Consider the following 23,570-nt stretch of genomic DNA (forward strand, 5'->3'; position numbering starts at 1 on the left):
GCTTCAGGCCGCCACGCTGGCGGTGAACAGGTAACCGGCGCCGTGAATGGTGATGATCAACTGGGGTTCGGCCGGATCGTCGTGCAACTTGCGGCGCAGGCGCCCGACCAGCACGTCGATGGAGCGGTCGTTGGGCACCCACTCGCGGTTGCGGATCTGGTCCATCAACTGATCGCGGCTGAGGGTGTGGCCGCTGTTACGCAGGAACACGCTGAGCAACTGGTACTCGCCGTGGGTCAGCAGGGTTTCGCTGCCCGAAGGATCGATCAGGCGACGGCGGTCGGTGTCCAGCGACCAGTCGGCGAATTGCTTGACCGGTTTGGCCGCAGCGACGACCGGCGCAGGCGTTTGCGCATGACGTACCCGGCGGATCAGGTTTTTCGCCCGGGACACCAGTTCCCTTGGGTTGAGGGGTTTGATCACGTAGTCATCGGCGCCGCATTCGAGGCCGACGATGCGGTCGATTTCGTCGTTGCGCCCGGTGATCAGGATGATCCCGACTTCCGAGCGCACCCGCAGCTCGCGGGTCAGGGTCAGGCCGTCCTTGCCCGGCAGGCGGATGTCGAGCATCACCAGGTCGACGCTCTGGCTGGCGAGGAAGGTTTCCGCCAGTTCCGCCGTGGCGGCGCAGTGGACGTCGTAGCCTTCCTGGGACAGGTAGGCGTGCAGCAGATCGCGAATCAGCGGATCGTCATCGACGATCAATACCCGAGGAGTCATCGCTTGGTGTCCGGCATAGGCCCTGAGGGCCCGTTTCTTATTGGAGTGTTTTCCTGCATCGGCGCCAGAGAGTATCCAGTACTGAACAACTGATCAACAGTCGCTCGTCCGCACGCAAAAACGCTGGCGTCCGCCGGCCTGTAACCCGTCGACCCAGGCCTCGCAAATCTGGATGCCCTGCTGCGGCGTGAAGGTACCCGAGTTCAGCCCGAACTCCAGCCACAAGCCGTCGAGCAAGGCACTGAGGCTGATAGCCGCGAGGTCGGCGTCGAAGTTTTCCCAACCCTCCTCCCGAGCCAGTTCCGCCAGCACCCTGCCGAGGATGCCGCGATACTCGCCATAGGAATGATCGTGGACCTGGTTAATGGCCTCGGCGGTTTTCACCGCACCCCAGAACGCCAGCCAGGCATCGATCAGTTGCGGATCGAGCAGCTCGGCGGAAAACGACCCGCGGAAAAACGCCGACAAGCGCTCTCGGGCATTCGGCGCGGCTTGCTCCATGGCATCGCGCAGCAAGGTCATGACCCGTCCGGTGATCGCCATGTAGGCCTCGGCCACCAGTTCATCCTTACCGGAATAGTGATGGCTGATCAGCCCCACCGAAACCCCGGCCTCGGCGGATATCTTGCGGATCGACGCGCCCTGGAAACCATGACGCTTGAGGCACACCAGCGTCGCCTCGATCAGGTTGGCTTTGCGCAACTCCGGTTCCATGCGGGAAAAACGGGCTTCCTGATTCATGGGCGACACGCTCCTTGGTTCAATCGTTCAGGCCTGTGCGGGTTAGCGGCGGGCTGAACGACTGTACAGCAAGAGCGGGCCAAGTCTCCAGTCGGGTGTAAGCCAGATGGACCGTGGCGCGCCCATCGCGAGCAGGCTCGCTCCCACCTTTGATCCGGGTGACCACATATTTGGTGTACGACGCAAATCCCCTGTGGGAGCGAGCTTGCTCGCGATGGCGTTAGTCCATTCAACACAGGATCTGGATCAGTCGCGGTAACCCGGCGCCACTCGATCCAGCAACCGCAACAACGCCGCCCAGGCCAGTTGCATGGCATCCGGATCCGCGAGTTGGCCTTCTTCCAGTGGCCGACCGGGGTCGTTGAACTGCCGCTCGGTATGCGCGCAAACCTCCGCCGGCGGCAGCACCAACTCACCGGCAGCCATGGCCGCCAACTGAATTTCACAGGCCTTTTCCAGGTAATGCATGCGCAGGAACGCCTGGCTCACCGTCTCGCCCACTGTCAACAAACCATGGTTGCGCAACATCAGTACCGACTTGTCACCCAGATCCGCCACCAGACGTTGCTGCTCGCTCAGGTCCAGCGCCACGCCCTCGTAGTCGTGGTAGGCAACCCGGCCATAGAATTCCATGGAAATCTGGTTCACCGGCAATAGTCCGCACTTCAACGCCGCCACCGCGCAACCGGATTTGGTGTGGGTATGCAGCACGCATTGCGCATCTTCACGGGCGCCATGGATGGCGCTGTGGATCACGAAGCCGGCCGGGTTGACCGGGTACGGCGAAGGCTCCACGGCATGGCCATTGAGGTCAATCCTGACCAGATTGGACGCGGTGATTTCATCGAACATCAGCCCGTAAGGGTTGATCAGAAAGTGATGCTCCGGCCCCGGAATGCGCATCGAGATGTGGGTGAAGATCAGATCGGTCATGCGAAAGTGCGCAATCAAGCGATAACAGGCTGCCAGTTCCTCACGCAGGCGCTGTTCGGTGGCGCTGCGTTCAGCAGTCGGTGCCATCTGAATATTGTTCATTATTGGAGTTCTCCACACTGATCGGCTGGGGCAGACAGTAATGCTGGACGCTTCCCTGCGTCCAGCCGCGGGCGGTTATTTACTGGCCCATGCATTGAAGCGTTCTTCGAGCTCCTCACCATGATCGACCCAGAAACCCACGTTCATCGACAGTGCACCCTTGAGGTTCTGTGGCGCAGTGGGCACCCATTGCGCCAGTTTGTCGTCCAGCCGCGCGGCGGCCTGGGTGTTGGTCGGGCCGTAGGGGATCTGCTGCACGTAGTTGACCTGGGCGTCCGGCTGGTTGGCGAAGGCAATAAAGCGCTTGGCCTGATCCACATGTCTGGACCCTTTGATGATCGCCCAGTAGTCCATGCCGTACAGGCTGCCAGGCCACACCAGAGCGAGGTGGCTGCCTTTCTGTGCGGCGTCGGCGATGCGCCCGCTGTAGGTCGAGGTCATCACCACATCGCCGGCGGTCAGCCATTGCGGCGGTTGTGCGCCCGCCTCCCACCACTGGATGTAAGGCTTGAGTTCAGTGAGTTTGGCGAATGCCCGGTCCACGCCCTGCGGGGTGCCGAGCACCTTGTAGACGTCTTCGGTTTTCACCCCGTCGGCCAGCAAGGCGAATTCCAGGTTGTACACCGCGCGTTTACGCAGCCCACGCTTGCCAGGGGTTTTCTTCACGTCCCAAAAATCTGCCCACGAGGTCGGGACCTGGGCCAGTTTGTCAGTGTCGTAGGCAATGGCCACGCTCCACACCAGCGCAGCGGAACCGCATTCCTGCGCCGCTTCGGGAATCAACTGGTCGGCGTGGCCCAGGCGAGTCCAGTCCAGGCGCTCATACATGCCTTCCTCGCAGCCGCGCATCAGGTCCGGGCCTTCGATCTGCACCACATCCCAGTCGACGTTGCCGGTGTCGACCATCACTTTGATCTTGGCCATCTCGCCGTTGTATTCGCTCTGGATCACCTTGCTTTGATCCACGGCGGCGAAGGGTTGAAAGAACGCCACGTCCTGGGCTTTTTGTCCGGCTCCGCCGTATCCGACCACTACCATGTCCGATGCTGCCTGAGCACTGCCCAGGCCCATGGCCACGGACAACACCAAGGGATAAAAACCGTGCTTGAGCATGTGCGATTTCATCAATGGTTCCTCTTGCAGGTGCCACGGGACCCAAGGCCCGCGCAGCCCTTTTTTATTGTTGTGAGGTTCGGCCCGGGAGCGGGCTCGAGATGAAACTACTCCACGCCACAGTAAAAAAACAAGTTGATTTTTTACTGAAGGTAAACTTCTATAGACCAATAATAACAACCGAAACCTGATGCCTCTGTAGGAGCGAGCCTGCTCGCGAGGGACCTGAGAACGCCGCGGGGTATCAGATACCCAGCGTTATCGTTGACGACCATCGCGAGCAGGCTCGCGCCTACAAAGAGCAGCCTGCCTGGAGTAATCGCACCATGCCGACACCCGCCTTCGCGCACCTGTTCGAACCCCTGGAGATCCGTGGCAAGCGCCTGAAGAACCGCATCATGTCCAGCGGACACGACACCTCGATGCCCACCGACAACCTGGTCAATGAACAATTGATCGCCTATCACCGGGCGCGTGCCGAAGGCGGTGCGGGGCTGATCGTGCTGCAGGTGGCTGGCGTGCATGACAGTGCGCGCTACACCTCCCACGTGCTGATGGCCACCGACGATGCATGCATCGAGGGCTACCGCAAACTGGCGCGAACCTGCCATGCCCACGGCACTGTGGTGTTGTCCCAGGTGTTCCATCCGGGGCGGGAGATCATGGAGTCCAGCGATGGCCTGCTGGCGGTGGCCTACTCTGCATCGTCGGTGCCCAACGAACGGTTCCGGGTGATGCCCCGCGCGCTGGACCAGGCGATGATCGACGAGATCGTCGCCGGTTATGCCGCTGCCGCCCGGCGCCTGCACCAGGCAGGCATCGATGGCGTCGAGGTCGTGGCCAGCCACGGTTACCTGCCGGCGCAATTCATCAATCCGCGGGTCAACCGGCGTACCGATGGCTACAACGGCGAACTGGAGCAGCGTTTGCGTTTTCTGCGCGAGGTCATAGCCGCTGTGCGCGAGGCGACCGACGAGCAGTTCATCGTCGGCCTGCGCATCTCCGCCGACGAGCGCGACCCTGAGGGCCTGACCGAGGACGAATCCCTGGCCGCCGTGCAGTCACTGCAAGCGCAGCTTGATTACGTGCATATCGTCGCCGGCACCTCGGCTTCCCTTGGTGGCGCGGTGCATATCGTGCCGCCCATGGCGATCGAAGCGGCGTACCTGGCCAGGGAAGCCGGAACTTTCAAGGCCAGTCTGGACATTCCGCTGTTCGTCACCGGGCGCATCAACCAGCCCCAGGAAGCCGAGCTGATTCTGGCTCGCGGCCAGGCCGATGTGTGCGGCATGACCCGGGCGCTGATCTGCGATCCGCAAATGCCCAACAAGACCGACACCGGCCGCGTCGAAGACGTGCGGGCTTGCATTGCCTGCAATCAGGCCTGCATCGGCCACTTCCACAAGGGCTTGCCGATTTCCTGCATCCAGCACCCGGAAACCGGGCGCGAACTGGTCTTCGGCGAACGCCGACAAGCGCCACAGCGCAAACGCATCATGATCGCCGGCGGTGGACCGGCCGGGATGAAAGCCGCCACCGTCGCGGCCCAGCGCGGCCATGAGGTGACGCTGTACGAAGCCAATTCGCAACTGGGCGGTCAGGTATTGCTCGCGCAACTGCTGCCACGGCGCAGCGAGTTCGGCGGAGCGAGTACCAACCTGCAGCGAGAAATGGAACTGGCCGGCGTGCGCGTGGTGCGCAATACCCGAGTCGACCGGGCACTGGTGGAGCAGGAAAAACCGCACGTGGTGATCGTCGCTACCGGAGCCGAGCCCTACTGGCCGCCCTTCGAGCGCGGCGGTGAATTGCAGGTGGTGGACGCCTGGCAAGTGCTGCGCGATGAAGTACGGATCGGCCGCTCAGTGGTGGTGGTCGACTGGCGTTGCGACTGGATCGGTCCCGGTATCGCCGAACGGCTGGTGCGCGCCGGGCACCAGGTGCAACTGGCGGTCAACGGCACCCATTGCGGGGAAAACCTGCCGCTGTACGTGCGCGATCAACTGGCCGGCGAGCTGCATAAGCTGGGTGTGCCGATCACCCCTTACGCGAGGCTGTATGGCTGCGATGACAACACGGTGTACCTGCAACACACCGCCAGTGGCGAACCGATGTTGATGGAAAACATCGATACGCTGGTGCTGTGCCAGGGGCATCAACCGGTGGATACCCTGGGCGCTGAGTTGCAAGGGCTGGTGGAGTTTCGCCGAATCGGCGACTGCCTGGCACCGCGTACCGCCGAAGAAGCGATTTATGAAGGCCTGAAAGTCGCGTGGGAGCTTTAAGGCTGTTTATACTCCGGGGCTTTAACGGCTAACAACGCCCCTGCAGGAGCGAGCCTGCTCGCGATGAACCCGAGAACACCGCTGGGTGTCAGGCTTCCAGCGTTATCGTTAACGACCATCGCGAGCAGGCTCGCTCCTACAGGGGGATGTGGCCCCTTCCCGGTTCGGAATTTTCCATGAGCAACAACAGCAAGTCACAGCCCGCAACCGGCAGCGCCGAACCGCATTTTCTCGGCACGCGCATTCGCGGCCTGCGCAAGCGCCGGGGCATGACCCTGGCGGAACTGGCGCAACAGAGCGAACTCACCGCCGGCTACATCAGCCAGCTGGAACGCAACCTCGCCTACCCGTCGATTCCGGCGCTGTTCAACATTGCCCGCAGCCTCGGCGTTACCATCCAGTGGTTCTTCGCCAGTGAAGCAGTCACCGCGCCAGAGGATGACGGCGTCGTGGTGCGCAAGAACAGCCGCCTGAACGTGCACTACGAAGACGGCATCGTCGACCAGTTGCTGACACCGCAGGCCAACCGTCAACTGGAAATGCTCCACTCGCGTTTCCCGCCCGGCACCTACAGCCAGCAAAGCTACAGCCACGACGGAGAAGAAGCCGGCTACTTGCTCTCGGGGCGTTTCGAGTTGTGGGTCGGCGAGCGCCATTTCCAGCTCAATGAAGGCGACAGCTTCAGCTTTTCCAGCCAGGAACCGCACCGCTACGGCAACCCCGGCGATGTCGATGCAGTGGTGATCTGGGTGATTACGCCGCCGACGTTCTAACGTCGGCTGCGACTGTTTGCCTGAGTGGTACTCGCACGCTTGAGGGTGTCGCTCGGCAGCTCGTTGAACAACGCGCGGTAGCTGCTGGAAAACCGCCCCAGATGCCAGAACGACCAATGCATCGCCACTTCGGCCACGGTGGTTTGCATCGGCGTGCGGCTGAGCAATTCGCGACGGGCGCTGTTGAGGCGGCGCAGGCGCAACCATTGGGTCGGCGACATGCCGGTGTAGGTTTTGAACGCATGCTGCAACTGGCGCAGTGAAACCCCCGCGACCTGGGACAACTCCAGCAGGTTGAGGTGTTCTTCCGGGGTGTCCGCCGCCCATTCCCCTACCCGCTTCATGATCGACCGCTCCCCGGCACGGCGCTGCAACGCGCCCTGGTCGAGGCCGACACAGGCGTTGTCGAGGATGAACAGGCAATCTTCCAGCAGTTGCTGGGTCAGCGCTTCGCGACTTGGTGGATCGAAGGTCTGCGACAGCCGCGTCAAGGTCCCGCTGAGCCAACGGCAAAACAGCGCGTTCTGCCGGGAGTTGAGCGGTGCCATGAACAGCCCTTCGAGCCTGGCGATGTCGAGGCTGTGGCGCTTTACAAACTCCGGCCCGAACACCACGGCGATTTCCTGGTAGTTCTCCGGGGTGATCCAGATGTTGCGGCTTTCGCCATTCAACACGTACAGCGCGTTGTCGCCGCGATCAAAACAGAACGACAACGAGCCCTGGGGCGCGCTGAAATTCTGCTCGACCCGGGTGTTCATCGACTCTTCGTAAATTTCCACGCCCTGCAGATCCAGATAACGCACCAGGCCTGCGAAATGCCCAGGCGACATCTGCTGGTATTGCTGCACCCAACCTGGCGTGGCGCGGATTTGCTCGGCGACATCGGCGGTGTTGAACGCTTGGACCTGAAGGGAAGTGGAACCTGTCATGGGGCGACCTTGCGCACTCTTTTGGTGCGCTTTGTGCTGCTTAAAGTGGATAGATGGAACCGCAAGGCTCGCACAAGATAGTCGTCAACGCGCTACAGGGGAAGTGTCCGGCGGATGAAACCGGTCTCTCCTGGCGTTAATAAAACCAATAACGAGGTCTTTATGAATGTCCCTTTCGATCAGCTGTTCACTTGGCTGAAAGATCACAAGATTACCGAAGTCGAGTGCGTCGTCAGCGATCTGACCGGCATTGCACGCGGCAAAATCGCACCCACCAACAAGTTCCTGCATGAGCGAGGCATGCGCCTGCCGGAAAGTGTGTTGTTGCAAACGGTAACCGGGGACTTTGTCGACGACGACATCTACTACGACCTGCTCGACCCGGCCGATATCGACATGGTCTGCAAGCCCGACGCCGACGCCGTCTACGTGGTGCCATGGGCCATCGAGCCGACCGCCATCGTGATCCACGATACCTTCGACAAGTTCGGCAACCCGATCGAACTGTCGCCGCGCAACGTGCTGAAGAAAGTCCTGCAGTTGTATACCGACAAGGGCTGGCGGCCGATTGTCGCGCCGGAAATGGAATTCTACCTGACCCAGCGCTGCGAAGACCCGGACTTGCCGCTCAAGGCGCCGATGGGCCGTTCTGGCCGCGCCGAAAGCGGTCGCCAGTCGTTCTCCATCGACGCGGCGAACGAATTCGACCCGCTGTTCGAAGACGTCTATGACTGGTGCGAACTGCAAGGTCTGGACCTCGACACGCTGATCCACGAGGACGGCCCGGCGCAGATGGAAATCAACTTCCGTCACGGCAACGCGCTGGACCTGGCCGACCAGATCACCGTGTTCAAGCGCACCATGCGTGAAGCGGCGCTCAAGCACAACGTGGCGGCAACCTTCATGGCCAAGCCGGTCGGCGACGAGCCGGGCAGCGCCATGCACCTTCACCAGAGCGTGGTGGACATTGCCACGGGCCAGCCGATCTTTGCCGATGCCGATGGCAACATGAGCGAGCTGTTCCTGCATCACATCGGTGGTTTGCAGAAGTACATCCCGAAAGTGCTGCCGATGTTCGCGCCTAACGTCAACTCGTTCCGCCGCTTCCTGCCGGACACCTCGGCACCGGTGAACGTCGAATGGGGCGAAGAGAACCGCACCGTCGGCCTGCGCGTGCCGACTTCCAGCCCCGATGCAATGCGCGTGGAAAACCGCTTGCCGGGTGCCGACGCCAACCCGTACCTGGCCATCGCCGCCAGCCTGCTGTGTGGTTACCTGGGCATGGTCGAGCGCATCGAGCCGAGCGCCGCGGTAGAGGGCCGCGCCTATGAGCGTCGCAACCTGCGCCTGCCGATCACCATCGAAGACGCCCTGACCCAGATGGAAGAATGCGACACCGTCAGCCGCTACCTGGGCAGCAAGTTCGTGCGCGGCTATGTCGCGGTCAAACGCGCCGAGCACGAGAACTTCAAACGGGTGATCAGCTCCTGGGAGCGTGAGTTCCTGATGCTCAGCGTCTGAGATTTGCGCTGTCCTTAAGACCTTCGCGAGCAGGCTCGCTCCCACAGGGGAACGCATTCCAAATGTGGGAGCGAGCCTGCTCGCGATGACGGCCGACAGAACACCAAAGAATCACCTGAACAATCCAATAATTCCAAGAGGTATCGATATGCGTCTTTTGAAATCCGTGGTCCCGGCCGCGCTGGCGATTCTGTTCAGCGCCGTTGCCCAGGCCCAGCCACAGGTCAGCGTCTACAACTGGACCGACTACATCGGCGAAACCACCCTCGCCGACTTCCAGGCCAAGACCGGGATCAAGGTGATCTACGACGTATTCGATTCCAACGAAACCCTGGAAGGCAAACTGCTCGCCGGTCGTACCGGGTATGACGTGGTGGTGCCGTCCAACCACTTCCTCGCCCGCCAGGTGAAGGCCGGCGCGTTCCTCAAGCTCGATCGCGAGCAACTGCCGAACTTCAAGAACCTCGACCCGAAACTGCTGGCTTTGCTTGAGAAAAACGATCCGGGCAACGCACACTCTGTGCCGTACCTGTGGGGCACCAACGGCATCGGCTATAACGTCGACAAGGTCAAGGCGGTGCTGGGCATCGACAAGATCGATTCCTGGGCCGTGCTGTTCGAACCGGAAAACATCAAGAAGCTCAGTGCCTGCGGCGTGTCGATGATGGACTCGGCGGACGAAGTGTTCCCGGCGATGCTCAACTACATGGGCATGGACCCGCGCAGCGAAAACCCCGAGGACTTCAAAAAGGCCGAAGCCAGGCTGCTGCAGATCCGCCCCTACATCACCTACTTCCACTCCTCCAAGTACGTCTCGGACCTGGCCAACGGCGACATCTGCGTGGCGTTCGGTTACTCGGGCGACGTGTTCCAGGCCGCCAACCGCGCCAAGGAAGCCAAGAACGGCGTGAACATCGCCTACGCCATTCCCAAGGAAGGCGCCAATCTGTGGTTCGACTTGTTGGCCATCCCCGCCGACGCCGGCAATCCAAAAGAAGCTCACGCCTTCATCAACTACCTGTTGGACCCGCAAGTGATTGCCAAGGTCAGTGAGTCGGTCGGCTACGCCAACCCGAACCCGGCCGCCAAGCAGTACATGGACCCTGAGCTGGTCGGCAACCCCGAGGTTTATCCGCCCCAGGAAGTCCTCGACAAACTCTACATCTCCACCACGCCGCCGCAGTCGATCATGCGCCTGATGACCCGCTCGTGGAGCAAAGTGAAGTCCAACAAATGAATCAGTACACCAAGGAACACACCCACTCCTGGTACGCGGCATCCGCCAAGGGCATGAGGCAGCGTCCCGCGCTGGCCTCGGACCTTACGGCCGACGTCTGCGTGATCGGCGCGGGTTTCACCGGCATCAACACCGCCATCGAACTGGCCCAGCGCGGGCTCTCGGTGATCTTGCTGGAAGCCCGGCGAATTGGCTGGGGCGCCAGCGGGCGCAACGGTGGCCAGTTGATTCGAGGCATCGGCCATGACGTCAGTGGTTTCGCCAGGCACATCGGCGCCGATGGCGTGCAATACCTGGAGCATGCCGGGACCGAGTCGGTGCAAGTCGTGGCCAATCGCGTCCGCGAGCACGGTATCGATTGCGATCTGAGCTGGGGCTTTTGCGAGCTGGCCAATACCCCGGCCCAATTCAAGGCGCTCAAGGCCGAGCAGACGGAACTGATTGAATCCGGCTACGCCTTTGAAACCCGATTGGTGGCACCGGAGCAAATTCGTGAACAGGTGGTGAATTCCGCTGTGTATGCCGGTGGCCTGGTGGACATGGGCTCGGGGCATTTGCATCCGCTGAACCTGGTCCTTGGCGAAGCGCAAGTTGCCGAGGCCCTTGGGGTGCAAATTTTCGAGCAGAGCCCGGTGCTGGAGTTGATCCATGGCAGCACGGTGCAGGTCCGTTGCGCCGGTGGCACGGTGCGCGCAGACACCTTGGTGCTGGCCTGCAACGCGCACCTCGAAGAACTGGAACCGAAGCTCAGCGGCAAGGTGCTCCCGGCGGGCAGCTACATCATCGCCACCGAGCCGTTGTCGCAAGATGCCGCGGCAAAACTGATCCCGCACAACGTCGCGCTGTGCGACCAGAAAGTCGGCCTGGATTACTACCGGCTCTCGGCTGACCGGCGTTTGCTGTTCGGCGGTGCCTGCCATTACTCCGGGCGCGATCCTTCGGACATCAGCGCCTACATGCGCCCGCAGATGCTCAAGGTATTCCCGCAACTGGCCGATGTGCGCATCGACTATCAGTGGGGCGGCAAGATCGGCATCTCGGCCAACCGCTTCCCCCAGGTCGGGCGCCTGAGCCAGCACCCGAACGTGTTCTACGCCCAGGGTTACTCCGGCCATGGACTGAACGTGACCCACTGGTGCGCGAAGTTGTTGGGCGAAGCGATCCATATCGGCCATAGCAAAGGCTTCGACGTGTTCAGCGCCGTGCCGCACATGACCTTCCCCGGCGGACGCGCTCTGCGTTCACCCTTGCTGGCCCTTGGCATGTTCTGGTATCGGATGCGGGAAGTGCTGGGTTGACCACCGGGCGCCTGAGGCGAGTTGTCCCTCGCTTCAGGCGTCCCGGCAGGTCAGGCGGGGGCTGCAGCGACCTCAAGTGGCCGCTGCGACACGCCTATTGAGGTATCGGAATGTGAATGCCTTCCTTCTGCAAATCCTCCCGAACCGACTGGAACTTCTGATACTTGGACAACTCGATCGGCCCGTCATAGGTCATGCTTTGCATCTTGCGTGGCGGATACTTGATGTAGGTCTGCATCAGCTTGTTGATCGCCTGACTGATCGGCACCATGGTCCAGGTACGCTCGGTGACGTTACTCATGAAGATGTCATAGCGCTCCTGTGGGTCCTGGTACAAATCGAAGACCTGAGGCACTGTCGCCACGTACTTGGTGGCACCTTTCCAGCCCAGGTTGGTGTCCACGGCCAAGCCACCGGTTTGGGCACCATCGTCGCCGCGCAGGTTGAACACGGCTTTGTAGTTGCCTACACGGGCCGCCCCTGGCGATAACTCGTTTTCGGTAAAGTAGAACCACTCTTTGCGTGGGTTGGGGCCAGTGCCGGTAATCACCGGGGTCATGTCATAGCTGTCGAAAAAGATCGGCTGACCTTCGCGATCCTTCTCCGGCAACTTGATACCGGCCACCGAGGCGAAGGTCGCCATCAGATCGAGCCCGCCGAGAATGTCGTGGTTCTTGGCGTTCGGTTTGATTTTTCCAGGCCAGGTCATGATCGCCGGCACCCGGTTGCCGCCCTCGCGCACGGTGCCCTTGGTGCCACGGAACGGCGTGTAGCCGGCATCCGGGTAAACGTCCTGCCAGGCGCCGTTGTCGGTGGTGTAGACCACCAGCGTGTTCTTATCCAGGCCCAGCGCCTTGAGCTTGTCCATGATATGGCCGATGCGCGTATCCAGTTCGACCACCGAGTCGGCGTATTTGGACTTGGAGATCGACTTATGAACGAACTCCGGTGCCGGCAGGTTCGGCTGGTGCACTTTCATGAAGTTGACGTTGATGAAGAACGGCTTGTCGGATTTGGCGGCGGTGTCGAGGAATTCCAGTGCGGCCTTTTCCACATAGCCGTCAAAGTAGGGAATCCCGACGACACCGGGTTTGCCATCGATGACCGGCGTATCAACATACTGGCCGTTGATCTTGAACTCTTCGACGGGCTTCTCTCCGGCCTTGCCCGAGAGTGCGCCCTTGGTCACCTGGGCAAACATCGCCCGGGTTTCCGGGTCCATGTCGGGGAACCAGGTCGGGTCGGCGTAGGTGTAGGCATTGAGGTGATAGAGGCCGACGTACTTCATCACGTCATAGCCCTGGGCATTGGGCATCGCATAGTCGGCTTCACCCAGGTGCCACTTGCCGGTGAAGTAGGTCTCGTAGCCGCCGGTCTTGAGCACCGAGGCCAGGGTCCATTCAGCGGCGGGCAAACCACCGCCCTGACCCTGAAAGGCCACGGTGGTCATGCCGCTGCGATTGGGGATGCGCCCGGTCTGCATGGCGGCTCGCCCAGGCGTACAACTCGGTTGCGCGTAGAACGAATAAAAGGTTGTACCCTCAGCGGCCAGTTCGTCGATGCTGGGGGTCGGCATGCCTCGACCGACCCCGCCACCGTATGGCCCAAGATCACCGTAGCCGGTATCGTCGGACACGATGAACAGGATATTGGGCTTTTCTGTTTGTGCTGCCTGGGCCATACCGTTGAGCGCTATCAGTAATGAACCTGCAATGTAGAACCTTGAGCGATGCGAGAGTCTTTTCATGGCGACCTTCCTTTATCGGGACGGATCCTTGCGGCCGGCGACTTTATTTCAAGTAATCCGAGACCGGACCCTGGTGAGTTACCCCCAAACCATGCCCTCTGATTAGTTCCAAGCGTTCAACTGCCAAAAAAATGAAAAGCCTGTTGCTACTCAAGGCACCCGAATCAGCCTAGTACGGTTATTATCAAAACGCGCATGGCCGGCAGAAGAATTAAAAATCGTCCGCCGCTTGTTTCCCCCATGAAATACCCTGGGTCGAGTCATCCCCGGGCGGCGGATAATGTTAAGCTCGCGACTTTCCATTTGCTCAATCGCAAGTCACCTCTATATTGAGGGGGTGCTCTGAACTTCCTGCCTCTTATTGAGCTTGACCAATGGCAACTACTGATCAGTTGATCATCTGCGAGCACTGCGACAGCGTTTTCCAGAAAGTCACGCTCGCCAAACACCAAAAAACCCTGTGTACGCGCTGCGGCGGCGTACTTCAGCGCTATAACGGCCTCACGGTGGAACAGCGTCTTGCGTTGACCTTCACGGCGTTGATGCTGTGGATATTCGCCAATTTCTATCCGGTGATGAGCATCAACCTCAAAGGCGTGAAGAACAGTGCGACGCTCTGGGACTCGGTGCTGGCGCTGAGCCAGGGGCCTATCACCTTCATCGCCATGGTGGCGGCAATCGCCATGATCATCGCGCCGATTTTCCAGCTGTTGCTGCTGATCTGGGTGCTCGGCTTCGCCCTCGCCCGTCAACGCTCGCCCGGATTCAGGTTATGCATGCGCTGGCTGGAAACCCTGAGGCCCTGGAGCATGCTCGAAGTCTGTCTGCTGGGTGCCATGGTCGCGGTGATCAAGCTCGCCGGACTGCTCGATGTGCTGCCCGGCATCGGGTTGTTCGCCCTGGCTGCGCTGAGCCTGATGATGATCCGCATCGCCGGGCGCGATATCCGCGAACTATGGGACCTTGTATGAGCACGCCTCCTTACGCCGACGAGCTCAACCTGTGCCTGTGTCACACCTGCGGGCTCGCCTGCGACATGACCTTCGAGCCCCACGAATGCGAGCGATGCGGTGCACCGCTGCACCGGCGCAAAACCAATTCGCTGACCCGCACCTGGGCCTACATGATCGCGGCTCTGGTGTTCTATATCCCGGCCAACCTGCTGCCGGTGATGAACACCCAAATGGTCGGCAATGGCGCCGACAGCACGATCATGAGCGGCGTGCTGGAGTTCTGGGAGGCTGGGGCCTGGGACATCGCCCTGATCATTTTCATTGCCAGTATCGCGGTGCCGGGCATCAAGTTCGTTGCCATCACACTGCTGCTGGTCACCGTGCAACGCGACAGCGAGTGGGCTCGCAAGGAGCGGTCGACGTTGTACCGTTTCGTCGAGGTCATCGGCTATTGGTCGATGCTCGATGTGATTGTGGTCGCCCTGGTGGCTTCGCTGGTCAAGTTCCAGGCCCTGGCCGATATCGAGCCGCGCCCGGGCATTCTGTTTTTTGGTCTGGTTGTGGTGTTTACCATGCTGTCGGCAATGAGTTTCGATCCACGCTTGATTTGGGATAAAGAACGGGAAAACCCACACAATGAGGAGGTCACGGATGAAGTCACAAGCCACTGACGGGCCGCAAGCCCCCGGGCAGGCACCGATCAAGACCCGCCGCTTCAGCGTTTCGCTGGTCTGGATCGTCCCGATCGTCGCGGTGCTGGTGGGTATTTCGCTGGTGGTTCACAGCATTTTGCAACAAGGCCCGACCATCGTTGTCACGTTCAAGACCGGAGACGGCCTGACCGCGAACAAGACCGAGGTCAAATACCGCAATGTCGTGATTGGTCATGTCTCCGATGTGGAACTGGCCAATGACCAGAAGAGCGTCAACGCCACCATCAAGCTGGAAAAGCAGGCCGAAAGCTTTACCCGCGAAGATTCGCAGTTCTGGGTCGTGCGGCCGCGCATTGGCGCGGGCGGTGTGTCCGGTATCGATACGCTGCTGTCGGGCGACTACATCGGTGCCGATATCGGCCAGGCCAACGGCCGGGCAAAAAACTTCAAGGGGTTGGAAAACCCGCCGCCGATCACCTATGGCGAGCCGGGCAAGCGTTTCACCCTGTTCACCCAGGACCTGGGGTCGCTGGATATCGGCTCTCCGGTCTACTACCGCAAGATCCCGGTGGGCCAGGTGGTGGCCTACGCACTGGACGCTGATGGCAAGGGCGTGAACATTGAACTGTTCGTCCATGCACCCAATGACAAATACGTCACCGAAAACACCCGCTTCTGGAACGCCAGCGGCATTGACGTGAACGTCGGCGCCAACGGTTTTGCGGTCAAGACCGAATCGTTGTCTTCCTTGCTGGTGGGCGGCATTGCCTTCCGCGCGCCCGACTACAGCCCTGACGATAAACCTGCGGCTGCCGAGTACGCCTACGAACTGTTCGAAGACCAGCAAACCGCCCTCGCCCCGCCAAACGGCAAGCCGCAGTACCTGGCCATGCGTTTCGACCAGGCAATGCGCGGCCTCAAAGTCGATGCCCCGGTGGAGTTCCTCGGCGTGGACATCGGCAAGGTGGTGGCGGTCAATCTGGATTATGACGAGAAAGCTCGCTCCTTTCCGGTCAACGTCGGCATCGTGATTTACCCGCAACGCCTGGGCCAGGCCCACATCAAAATGCTCAAGGTGCTCAAGCATGATCCCAATGACGAAGCCGCTGGCGTGCGGCTGATCGGCACCTTCATCGAGAACGGCCTGCGTGCCCAGGCCCGCACCGGCAACTTCCTGACCGGCCAGTTGTACATTGCCCTGGACTTCTACCCCAAGGCCGACAAAGTCGCCTTCGATGCAAACGCGCGCCCGGTCATGATTCCGACCATTCCCGGAAGCCTCGAGCAATTGCAGGAAAAACTCGAATCCATGGTCGACAAGATCAACAAACTGCCGATCGAGCGTATCGCCGGCAATCTCGATGGCAACCTCGTCGAACTGCGCAAAGGCATGATGCAATTCAACGGCAAGATCCTGCCTGGCGTGCAAACCACCCTGTCGGATGTCAGCAAGACCCTGGAAACCGCCAATTCAACCCTGCAATCGGCCAGTTCGACCTTGGCAGATGATTCGCCACAACGGGAAAAACTGGGGCAGACCCTGGATGAACTGGGACGCACGTCGAGATCCTTGCGTGATCTCTCGGATTACCTGGGACGGCATCCGGAATCGCTGATTCGCGGCCGTCCGAACAATGCCGCCCCCATGGATCTGCAAGGGCCACCGCGCAATTGAACACAGGAGCAACACCCATGGCTTTACCGCTGAAGTTCACATTGGTCACCGCGATGTTGCTGCTAGCCGCCTGCCGCAGTGACCCGATTCAATTCCACACCCTGACCCCGGCGCAGCAGGGCGATCACTCAAGGACCACTGTCGGGGTGATCCAGATCGAGACGATCAGCGTGCCACCCCAGGTCGATCGAGCGCAGATCGTCATTCGCGAAGGCAACAGTGGCCTGGCGATCCTGGAAACCCAATGGTGGGGCTCGACTCTCGTGGACGAATTGCGCAGTGCGCTGGTCGACCAACTGAGCAACAGTCCTGTACAAGGCCGACATTCGGTGCGGATCGATGTGCAGCGTTTTGACTCGGTCCCCGGCCAGTACGCCTTGATGGACGTGGAATGGCGCCTTCGCAGTGCCAGCACCGGCGACACGGCCCGGGTGATTTGCCGCAGCACCTTGCAAACGCCCTCGGGCGCGACCATCGATGACCTGGTGCTTGCCCAGCAAAACAACGTCAAACGCCTGGCCGCGCTGATCAGCCAGGCGGCAGTCAGACCACAGGTGAGTTGCCCCGCGCCCTGAACGCCTTCACCTCCGGCTTAACGGCGACAAGTTCGCCGTTAAGCCGTCCCTTCTGTGTTCCGCTGTAATTCTGCGCAACAGAAAAAGATAACAACCCCCAGTAACCGACTAATGACTCGCTGGCCCCCTCCCCTGCAGTTTTTTCACATTCCTTTCACTGTGCCGACACTTGCAGAGATGTAACTTTCGCTGCAGTTAATTCGCCGAACTTAGTCTCCGTGGAATTTTTGTACTGTTTCGTGTTTTGTTTAAATAGAACCGTCGCCGTGCCGGTCACCGGTTTTGTCCTGCGACCAGGATCCCCGACCACCCTGGCCCAAGAGAGCCTGCAAACCCGGGTCCGATCACGGACGCGCAGCACGACAGCGCGCTGTTTGTCCGCGTCGATGGCCACGGGCAGTTGTAAGTGCCAGGCCATGTAAATACCGAAGACTGGAACACTCTGCTACAAGAGTAAAACTTGAGCCATAAGGGATCGAAAACTTTGGCAATAAGTCATTTCAAAGCTAACTGAATAACAGCTGAACAAACAACGAAAAGCATGAATTAACTTCTTGCCATTCAATATCATTCCGATTTTCGCTCTGCAAGTTACCCATCACTCTTTAATCAGTCATCCGAGTGCCAAGGTCGAGCCATGACGACAATTCAGCCATTGCCCAAATTTGCCGGCCATTCTTCCCCCCTGCACGCCCCGATGGCGCCTGCCAGCGAGCGCTGGATGCTATTGGCCTTGCTCCTGGCGTTCATCGCGTTCTACTTGCTGCCGCTGATGAGCCACGGTCTGTGGATTCCCGATGAAACCCGTTATGCCCAGATCAGCCAGGAAATGCTGCAGGGCGGAAACTGGATTTCGCCGCACTTCATGGGCCTGCGCTATTTCGAAAAACCCATTGCCGGGTACTGGATGATCGCCATCGGTCAGGCGGTGTTTGGCGACAATCTGCTCGGGGTGCGTATCGCGTCTGCACTGTCTACCGGGGTGAGTGTGTGGCTGACCTGCCTGATTGCCCGCCGGTTGTGGAACGATCCGCGCAAAAGCTTCGCCTGCGCACTGTTGTACATGAGCTTCGGGCTGATTGCCGGTCAGGCCGGGTACGCCAACCTCGACCCGCAGTTCACCCTGTGGGTCAACCTGAGCCTGATCTGCCTGTGGTTCGCCATTGACAGCCGCACCACCCGTGCCCGACTGGGCGCCTGGGCAGTGCTGGGCATTGCCTGCGGCATGGGCTTCATGACCAAGGGTCTTCTGGCCTGGCTGCTGCCGGCGGTGATCGCCCTGCCCTATATGGTCTGGCAGCGCCGCGTTGGCGAGTTGTTGCGATACGGGCCACTGACTGTCGTGGTCGCCGCGGCCGTCTGCCTGCCCTGGGCGCTGGCCATCCATCATCAGGAACCGGATTTCTGGAATTTCTTCTTCTGGAACGAGCACGTACGCCGCTTTGCCGCCGACAATGCGCAACACGCCCGTCCGTGGTGGTTCTACCTGCCGATGCTGGTGGTTTCCGTCCTGCCCTGGGCCGTGTTGTTGCCGACGACATTCATCCAGGCCTGGAACAACAAACGTCAGCCTGCCGGCGGTTTTCTCCTGCTCTGGTTATTGCTGCCATTGGCGATTTTCAGCATGAGCAGCGGCAAGCTGCCGACCTACATCATGCCTTGCCTGTTGCCGCTGGCGCTGCTGATGGGGCACGCGCTGACCGGCCTTTTGGAACGATCCAAATCACGGACCATTCGTTTCAACGGTTGGCTCAACGTGATCATTGCCACGACGGCCATGGCTGCTTTGCTTTACCTGCAATTGAGCAAAGAGATTTTCGAGAATACCGAGATGTTCAGCCTGTCCCTGGCGTTCATCGTGCTGCTGGGCTGGATCATCGCCAACGCCCTGCAGATCCTGCGGCCATTGACGTTATGGGCGATGCCGGCCCTCGGCATATGGCTGCTGGTAGCGCTGCTGCCCGCCGCCATGCCGGGCCGGATCGTCGACAGCAAGATGCCCGACCGGTTTATCTCCGAACACCTGGACAGCCTGAACCAGACCACCACGCTGCTGAGCAACGACCTGGGGGCGGCTTCGGCCCTGTCGTGGCTGACCAGGCGACCTGACGTTGCGCTGTACAACGTGGTCGGTGAAATGAAATACGGCCTCTCTGATCCGGCGGCGGCTTCGCGCAAGGTGACCCTGCAAGACGTCGGGCAATGGATGACCGAGGCGCGCAAGAAGGGCTCGGTCGGGGTGGTGATGAGGGTCAACAGCGTCGCCGAGGTTCAGGAAGTCGAGGCGCTGCCCACCGACGGCAAGCGCTATCGGCGCGGCAACCTGCAGGTCCTGATCTTCCCGCCCATCCAGCCCTGATGGAGAAGACGCCAAAAAGGGCCGGCAGGCACCCGGAACTGCGTCATATCCTGATCAACGATCATCCTTTTATGGACGAGTCGAACCGCAGTGGGCACAGTGCTGCTAATCTGAATGAAAATTACATGTATTAACGGTTTTTTTGACGTTATTTTCTCATTTGGACCTCTACATTTCCCGCACTTCAAAAACATGCAAATGATTCGCATTGGTTTACAGGCGGCTCAATGCGCATGACTTTCAAAAAAATGCACCAGGAGCAGCCCGCAGAATGATTCCAAAAATCCCTTCGTTCTTGAAAAAAGCCCTGTTGGCCACCGCTTTGCTGAGCGCCGGCCAGGTCTATGCCGCTGACTCCGTCGGCATCGTGGTGTACAACGCGCAACACGAAGGCCTGACCAAGGCCTGGGTCGAGGGCTTTACCCAGGAGACCGGTATTCCCGTCACCTTGCGCAACGGCGACGACACCGAGATGGGCAACCAGATCGTGCAGGAAGGCGCGGCTTCTCCGGCGGACGTGTTCCTGACCGAAAACTCCCCGGCCATGGTCCTGGTCGACAACGCCGGGCTGTTTGCGCCTGTCGACAAGGCCACGCTGGAACAGGTTGACTCTGCCTACCGCCCGGCCCATGGCAAATGGGTCGGGATCGCCGCGCGCTCCACGGTGTTCGTCTATAACCCGAGCAAACTGCCGGAAGCCGACCTGCCGAAATCGATCATGGACCTGGCTTCGCCGAGCTGGAAGGGTCGCTGGGGGGCATCGCCAGGCGGTGCTGACTTCCAGGCCATCGTCGCGGCCATCCTCCAACAAAAGGGTGAAGCCGCTACGCTGGATTGGCTCAAGGGGATGAAAACCAACTACGCCAACTACCGCGGCAACAGTTCGGTACTCAAGGCGGTAAATGCCGGGCAGATCGACAGCGGCGTGATCTACCACTATTACAGCCTGGTGGATCAGTCCAAGACGGGCGAAAACAGCAAGAACACTACCCTGCACTATTTCAAGCACAAAGACCCTGGCGCTTTTGTTAGCATCTCCGGCGGCGGCGTCCTCGCTTCCAGCAAACACCAGGAACAAGCCCAGGCGTTCCTCAAATACATTACCGGCAAGGATGGCCAGGCCGTCCTGAAAAACGGCAAATCGTTTGAATACGCCGTGGGCAAAGACGCTGCATCCAACCCTAAACTGGTGCCTCTGAATCAACTCGATGCGCCCACTGTCGATGCTTCGAAACTCGACAGTAAAAAAGCCGTGGAGCTGATGACACAGGCCGGACTGCTCTAAATTGATGCCAGAAACCCTGCCTGCGGGGGTCGCTGAGGCGACGCCCGCACATTTGCGTCGACGATCCCGCGGAGTCTTTGCGGGACGTGGCGGTGTATGGGTGATCGGTTTGTCGGTGCTGGTTTCATTACTGGCACTGCTACCGATCGCTTACGTGATTGGCGTGTCCCTGCAGACAGGCTGGTCAACCGTTGTGGCCCTGGTGTTCCGCCCTCGGGTCGGTGAACTGCTGGTCAACACCGTGTTGCTGGTGCTACTGACGATTCCTTTGTGCGTGGCGCTGGGGGTGACACTGGCCTGGCTCACGGAACGCACGAATCTGCCGGGGCGGCGTTGGTGGTCGTTGCTGGCCACCGCGCCGCTGGCGGTGCCGGCGTTCGTTCACAGCTACGCCTGGGTCAGCCTGGTGCCACCGATTCACGGTTTGTTTGCCGGTGTCCTGGTCTCGGTCATCGCCTACTTCCCATTCCTGTATTTGCCGGTAGCGGCCACCTTGCGCCGGCTCGACCCGGCCATCGAAGACGTCGCCGAATCCATGGGGCTCAAACCCTGGAAAGTGTTTTTCCGCGTGGTGTTGCCGCAATTGCGCCTGGCGATCTGCGGCGGTGCCTTGCTGGTCGGCCTGCACTTGTTGGCCGAATATGGCCTGTACGCCATGATCCGCTTCGACACCTTCACCACCGCGATCTTCGATCAGTTCAAATCGACCTTCAACGGTGCGGCTGCACACATGCTGGCCAGTGTGCTGGCGCTGTGTTGCCTGGCGATGTTGACGGCCGAATCCGCCGCCCGGGGCTCCGCGCGTTACGCTCGCGTCGGCTCCGGAAGCGCCCGGGAGCAACGGGTCGTGCGCCTGAAACCGGCCTCCACCCTGCTCTCGCTGACGCTGCAAGTCGCGACCTGCGCCCTGGCCCTGGGCGTGCCCTTGATCACCCTGGGCAAGTGGCTAATTGCCGGTGGCGTGGAAGTCTGGAACATGGCCGAATTGTTGCCCGCCCTGGAGCAAACCCTGCTGCTTGGCATTTCGGGCGCGGCGCTGACCACCTGCGCGGCAATCCCGATTGCCTGGCTGTCGATCCGTTACCCCGGCCGACTGCAGCGGGTGCTGGAAAGCTGCAACTACATCACCAGCTCCTTGCCGGGCATTATCGTCGCGCTGGCACTGGTGACCGTCACGATCCATTTTGCCCGGTCGATCTACCAGACCACCTTCACCGTGCTGCTGGCGTATCTGTTGATGTTCTTGCCCCGTGCGCTGGTGAGCCTGCGCGCAGGCATTGCCCAGGCCCCGGTGGAACTGGAAAACATCGCCCGCAGCCTTGGCCGCTCACCGGCCCGGGCACTGTGGCTGATCACCTTGCGCCTGGCTGCCCCGGGGGCGGCCGCCGGCGCGGCGCTGGTGTTCCTGGCGATCACCAACGAATTGACCGCCACCCTGCTTCTGGCCCCTAACGGCACGCGAACCCTGGCGACAGGTTTCTGGGCCTTGACCAGCGAAATCGATTACGCAGCCGCCGCGCCCTACGCCGTATTGATGGTTGTGCTGTCGCTTCCGTTGACCGGACTTCTTTATCACCAATCGAAAAAAACGGCTGGCCGATGAACACTCTTGAATTGAATGCCCTCTACAAGTCCTATGGCGCCCATTGCGCCCTGGACAACGTCAGCCTGTCGGTGCCCAGCGGCAGTCGCACGGTCATCGTCGGCCCTTCCGGCTCGGGCAAGACCACGTTGCTGCGGATGATTGCCGGCTTCGAGTTCCCCGACTCCGGGCGTCTTTCGCTCAATGGCCAGACCCTGGTCGACGGCACCCACGAAGTGCCGGCCCATCAACGCCTGATCGGCTACGTGCCACAAGACGGCGCGCTGTTCCCGCACATGACCGTGGCGGCGAACATCGGCTTCGGCCTGGCGATCAAGGGCACTGAAAAACACCAGCGTGTCGCCGAACTGATGGACAGCGTGGCGCTGGACGCGAAGATGGCCGGGCGCTGGCCCCACGAGTTGTCCGGTGGCCAGCAACAGCGCGTGGCCCTGGCCCGAGCCCTGGCGCAACAGCCACGGCTGATGCTGCTGGACGAGCCGTTCTCGGCACTCGATACCGGATTGCGCGCCGCCATGCGCAAGATGGTTGCGCGGCTGCTGGAGGACGCGGGTGTCACCACCATCCTGGTCACCCATGACCAGAGTGAAGCCCTGTCGTTCGCCGATCAGTTGGCGGTGATGCGTCATGGCCGACTGGTACAGTCCGGGCATCCGCTGGATCTTTACCGCTATCCCGAAGACGAACAGACCGCATTGTTCCTGGGGGATGCCGTGGTGATGCCTGCACGCATCGAGGCCGGTTGGGCCCATTGCGACCTGGGGCGGATCCCGGTCAACAACCACCGCAACAACAGCTCGGCGCAGATCATGCTGCGCCCCGAACAACTGCTACTGGCCAGCATCCTCCCCAGCGACCCTGAAGCCAGCGGGTGCCGGGCCGTGGTCACCGATCGGGATTTCAGCGGCAACACCTGCACGCTGACGGTGGAGCTCCAGCCATTGACCCGCAACGAGCAATCGGGCCGATCATTGCTGGTGCGCAGTTCAGGCATGTATGCGCCACCGGCCGGCAGCGCGGTTCAAGTCTCGACCATTGGCCACGCCCATGTACTGAGCGAGATTTAATCGC

The 23,570-nt window shown here is 60.7% G+C and carries 19 protein-coding genes; 13 read left to right on the forward strand and 6 right to left on the reverse strand.

Annotation, left to right across the window (positions count from 1 at the left end; translation table 11 throughout):
- Positions 1-3: 3 nt before the first annotated feature.
- The 4 genes from AC3ITA_RS15250 to AC3ITA_RS15265 form a co-directional block, all read right to left on the reverse strand.
- On the reverse strand, positions 4-720 hold the full coding sequence (locus AC3ITA_RS15250; protein WP_095943546.1) for a response regulator: 717 nt from the start codon (positions 718-720) through the stop codon (positions 4-6).
- 93 nt (positions 721-813) lie between these two features.
- Entirely contained in the window at positions 814-1,461 is a 648-nt protein-coding gene (locus tag AC3ITA_RS15255) for a TetR family transcriptional regulator C-terminal domain-containing protein (RefSeq protein WP_095943547.1), read from the reverse strand.
- 246 nt (positions 1,462-1,707) lie between these two features.
- Positions 1,708-2,496, reverse strand: coding sequence for a class II aldolase/adducin family protein (locus tag AC3ITA_RS15260; protein WP_489277684.1), 789 nt, complete (start codon positions 2,494-2,496; stop codon positions 1,708-1,710).
- Between the two features lie 75 nt (positions 2,497-2,571).
- Complete coding sequence (locus tag AC3ITA_RS15265) at positions 2,572-3,621, reverse strand: ABC transporter substrate-binding protein (protein WP_489277685.1); 1,050 nt, start codon at positions 3,619-3,621, stop codon at positions 2,572-2,574.
- 314 nt (positions 3,622-3,935) lie between these two features.
- Between AC3ITA_RS15265 and AC3ITA_RS15270 the strand changes: the two genes are divergently transcribed.
- Together AC3ITA_RS15270 and AC3ITA_RS15275 are read left to right on the forward strand one after the other, a co-directional pair.
- The gene (locus AC3ITA_RS15270) at positions 3,936-5,891 is read left to right on the forward strand and encodes an oxidoreductase (RefSeq protein WP_095943550.1); all 1,956 of its coding nucleotides are present in this window, start codon (positions 3,936-3,938) and stop codon (positions 5,889-5,891) included.
- 176 nt (positions 5,892-6,067) lie between these two features.
- A complete protein-coding gene (locus AC3ITA_RS15275) occupies positions 6,068-6,664 on the forward strand; it encodes a cupin domain-containing protein (RefSeq protein WP_150672872.1) in 597 nt (198 codons plus the stop codon).
- Here the strand turns inward: AC3ITA_RS15275 and AC3ITA_RS15280 are convergent.
- The gene (locus AC3ITA_RS15280; RefSeq protein WP_095943552.1) at positions 6,661-7,593 is read right to left on the reverse strand and encodes a helix-turn-helix domain-containing protein; all 933 of its coding nucleotides are present in this window, start codon (positions 7,591-7,593) and stop codon (positions 6,661-6,663) included. The genes AC3ITA_RS15275 and AC3ITA_RS15280 overlap by 4 nt on opposite strands.
- A 162-nt stretch (positions 7,594-7,755) precedes the next feature.
- Here AC3ITA_RS15280 and AC3ITA_RS15285 point away from each other — a divergent pair, with 162 nt between their 5' ends.
- The 3 genes from AC3ITA_RS15285 to AC3ITA_RS15295 all read left to right on the forward strand — a co-directional run bounded on the left by AC3ITA_RS15285 (position 7,756) and on the right by AC3ITA_RS15295 (position 11,649).
- Positions 7,756-9,114, forward strand: coding sequence for a glutamine synthetase family protein (locus AC3ITA_RS15285; protein WP_150672874.1), 1,359 nt, complete (start codon positions 7,756-7,758; stop codon positions 9,112-9,114).
- Between the two features lie 148 nt (positions 9,115-9,262).
- Positions 9,263-10,351, forward strand: a complete 1,089-nt coding sequence (locus AC3ITA_RS15290) for a polyamine ABC transporter substrate-binding protein (RefSeq protein ID WP_150672875.1) — start codon at positions 9,263-9,265, stop codon at positions 10,349-10,351.
- Positions 10,348-11,649 (forward strand): NAD(P)/FAD-dependent oxidoreductase, encoded by a 1,302-nt coding sequence (locus tag AC3ITA_RS15295; RefSeq protein ID WP_489277689.1) that lies wholly within the window; start codon positions 10,348-10,350, stop codon positions 11,647-11,649. Before AC3ITA_RS15290 ends, AC3ITA_RS15295 begins: the two co-directional genes overlap by 4 nt.
- 94 nt (positions 11,650-11,743) lie before the next feature.
- On the opposite strand, the gene AC3ITA_RS15300 is transcribed toward AC3ITA_RS15295, so the two are convergent.
- Positions 11,744-13,396, reverse strand: a complete 1,653-nt coding sequence (locus AC3ITA_RS15300; RefSeq protein ID WP_150672877.1) for an arylsulfatase — start codon at positions 13,394-13,396, stop codon at positions 11,744-11,746.
- Positions 13,397-13,770: 374 nt separating this feature from the next.
- Between AC3ITA_RS15300 and AC3ITA_RS15305 the strand changes: the two genes are divergently transcribed.
- The 8 genes from AC3ITA_RS15305 (at position 13,771) to AC3ITA_RS15340 (ending at position 23,566) form a co-directional block, all read left to right on the forward strand.
- Positions 13,771-14,367, forward strand: coding sequence for a paraquat-inducible protein A (locus AC3ITA_RS15305; protein ID WP_095943557.1), 597 nt, complete (start codon positions 13,771-13,773; stop codon positions 14,365-14,367).
- On the forward strand, positions 14,364-15,020 hold the full coding sequence (locus AC3ITA_RS15310) for a paraquat-inducible protein A (RefSeq protein WP_150672878.1): 657 nt from the start codon (positions 14,364-14,366) through the stop codon (positions 15,018-15,020). Before AC3ITA_RS15305 ends, AC3ITA_RS15310 begins: the two co-directional genes overlap by 4 nt.
- Positions 15,001-16,677, forward strand: a complete 1,677-nt coding sequence (locus AC3ITA_RS15315; protein WP_150672879.1) for a PqiB family protein — start codon at positions 15,001-15,003, stop codon at positions 16,675-16,677. Before AC3ITA_RS15310 ends, AC3ITA_RS15315 begins: the two co-directional genes overlap by 20 nt.
- Positions 16,678-16,694: 17 nt before the next feature.
- Positions 16,695-17,252 carry a PqiC family protein gene (locus tag AC3ITA_RS15320; RefSeq protein WP_095943560.1) on the forward strand — a complete coding sequence of 186 codons (558 nt, stop codon included), beginning with the start codon at positions 16,695-16,697 and terminating at the stop codon, positions 17,250-17,252.
- Between the two features lie 637 nt (positions 17,253-17,889).
- Positions 17,890-19,611 carry a lipid IV(A) 4-amino-4-deoxy-L-arabinosyltransferase gene (arnT, locus tag AC3ITA_RS15325; protein ID WP_150672880.1) on the forward strand — a complete coding sequence of 574 codons (1,722 nt, stop codon included), beginning with the start codon at positions 17,890-17,892 and terminating at the stop codon, positions 19,609-19,611.
- 271 nt (positions 19,612-19,882) lie between these two features.
- Positions 19,883-20,896: an iron ABC transporter substrate-binding protein gene (locus AC3ITA_RS15330; RefSeq protein WP_095943562.1), complete on the forward strand. Its 1,014-nt coding sequence runs from the start codon at positions 19,883-19,885 to the stop codon at positions 20,894-20,896.
- A gap of 4 nt (positions 20,897-20,900) precedes the next feature.
- The gene (locus tag AC3ITA_RS15335) at positions 20,901-22,499 is read left to right on the forward strand and encodes an ABC transporter permease (protein ID WP_150672882.1); all 1,599 of its coding nucleotides are present in this window, start codon (positions 20,901-20,903) and stop codon (positions 22,497-22,499) included.
- Positions 22,496-23,566 carry an ABC transporter ATP-binding protein gene (locus AC3ITA_RS15340; protein ID WP_150672883.1) on the forward strand — a complete coding sequence of 357 codons (1,071 nt, stop codon included), beginning with the start codon at positions 22,496-22,498 and terminating at the stop codon, positions 23,564-23,566. Before AC3ITA_RS15335 ends, AC3ITA_RS15340 begins: the two co-directional genes overlap by 4 nt.
- The last annotated feature ends 4 nt before the right edge of the window (positions 23,567-23,570 follow it).

The organism is Pseudomonas sp. GL_090, assembly GCF_057837765.1.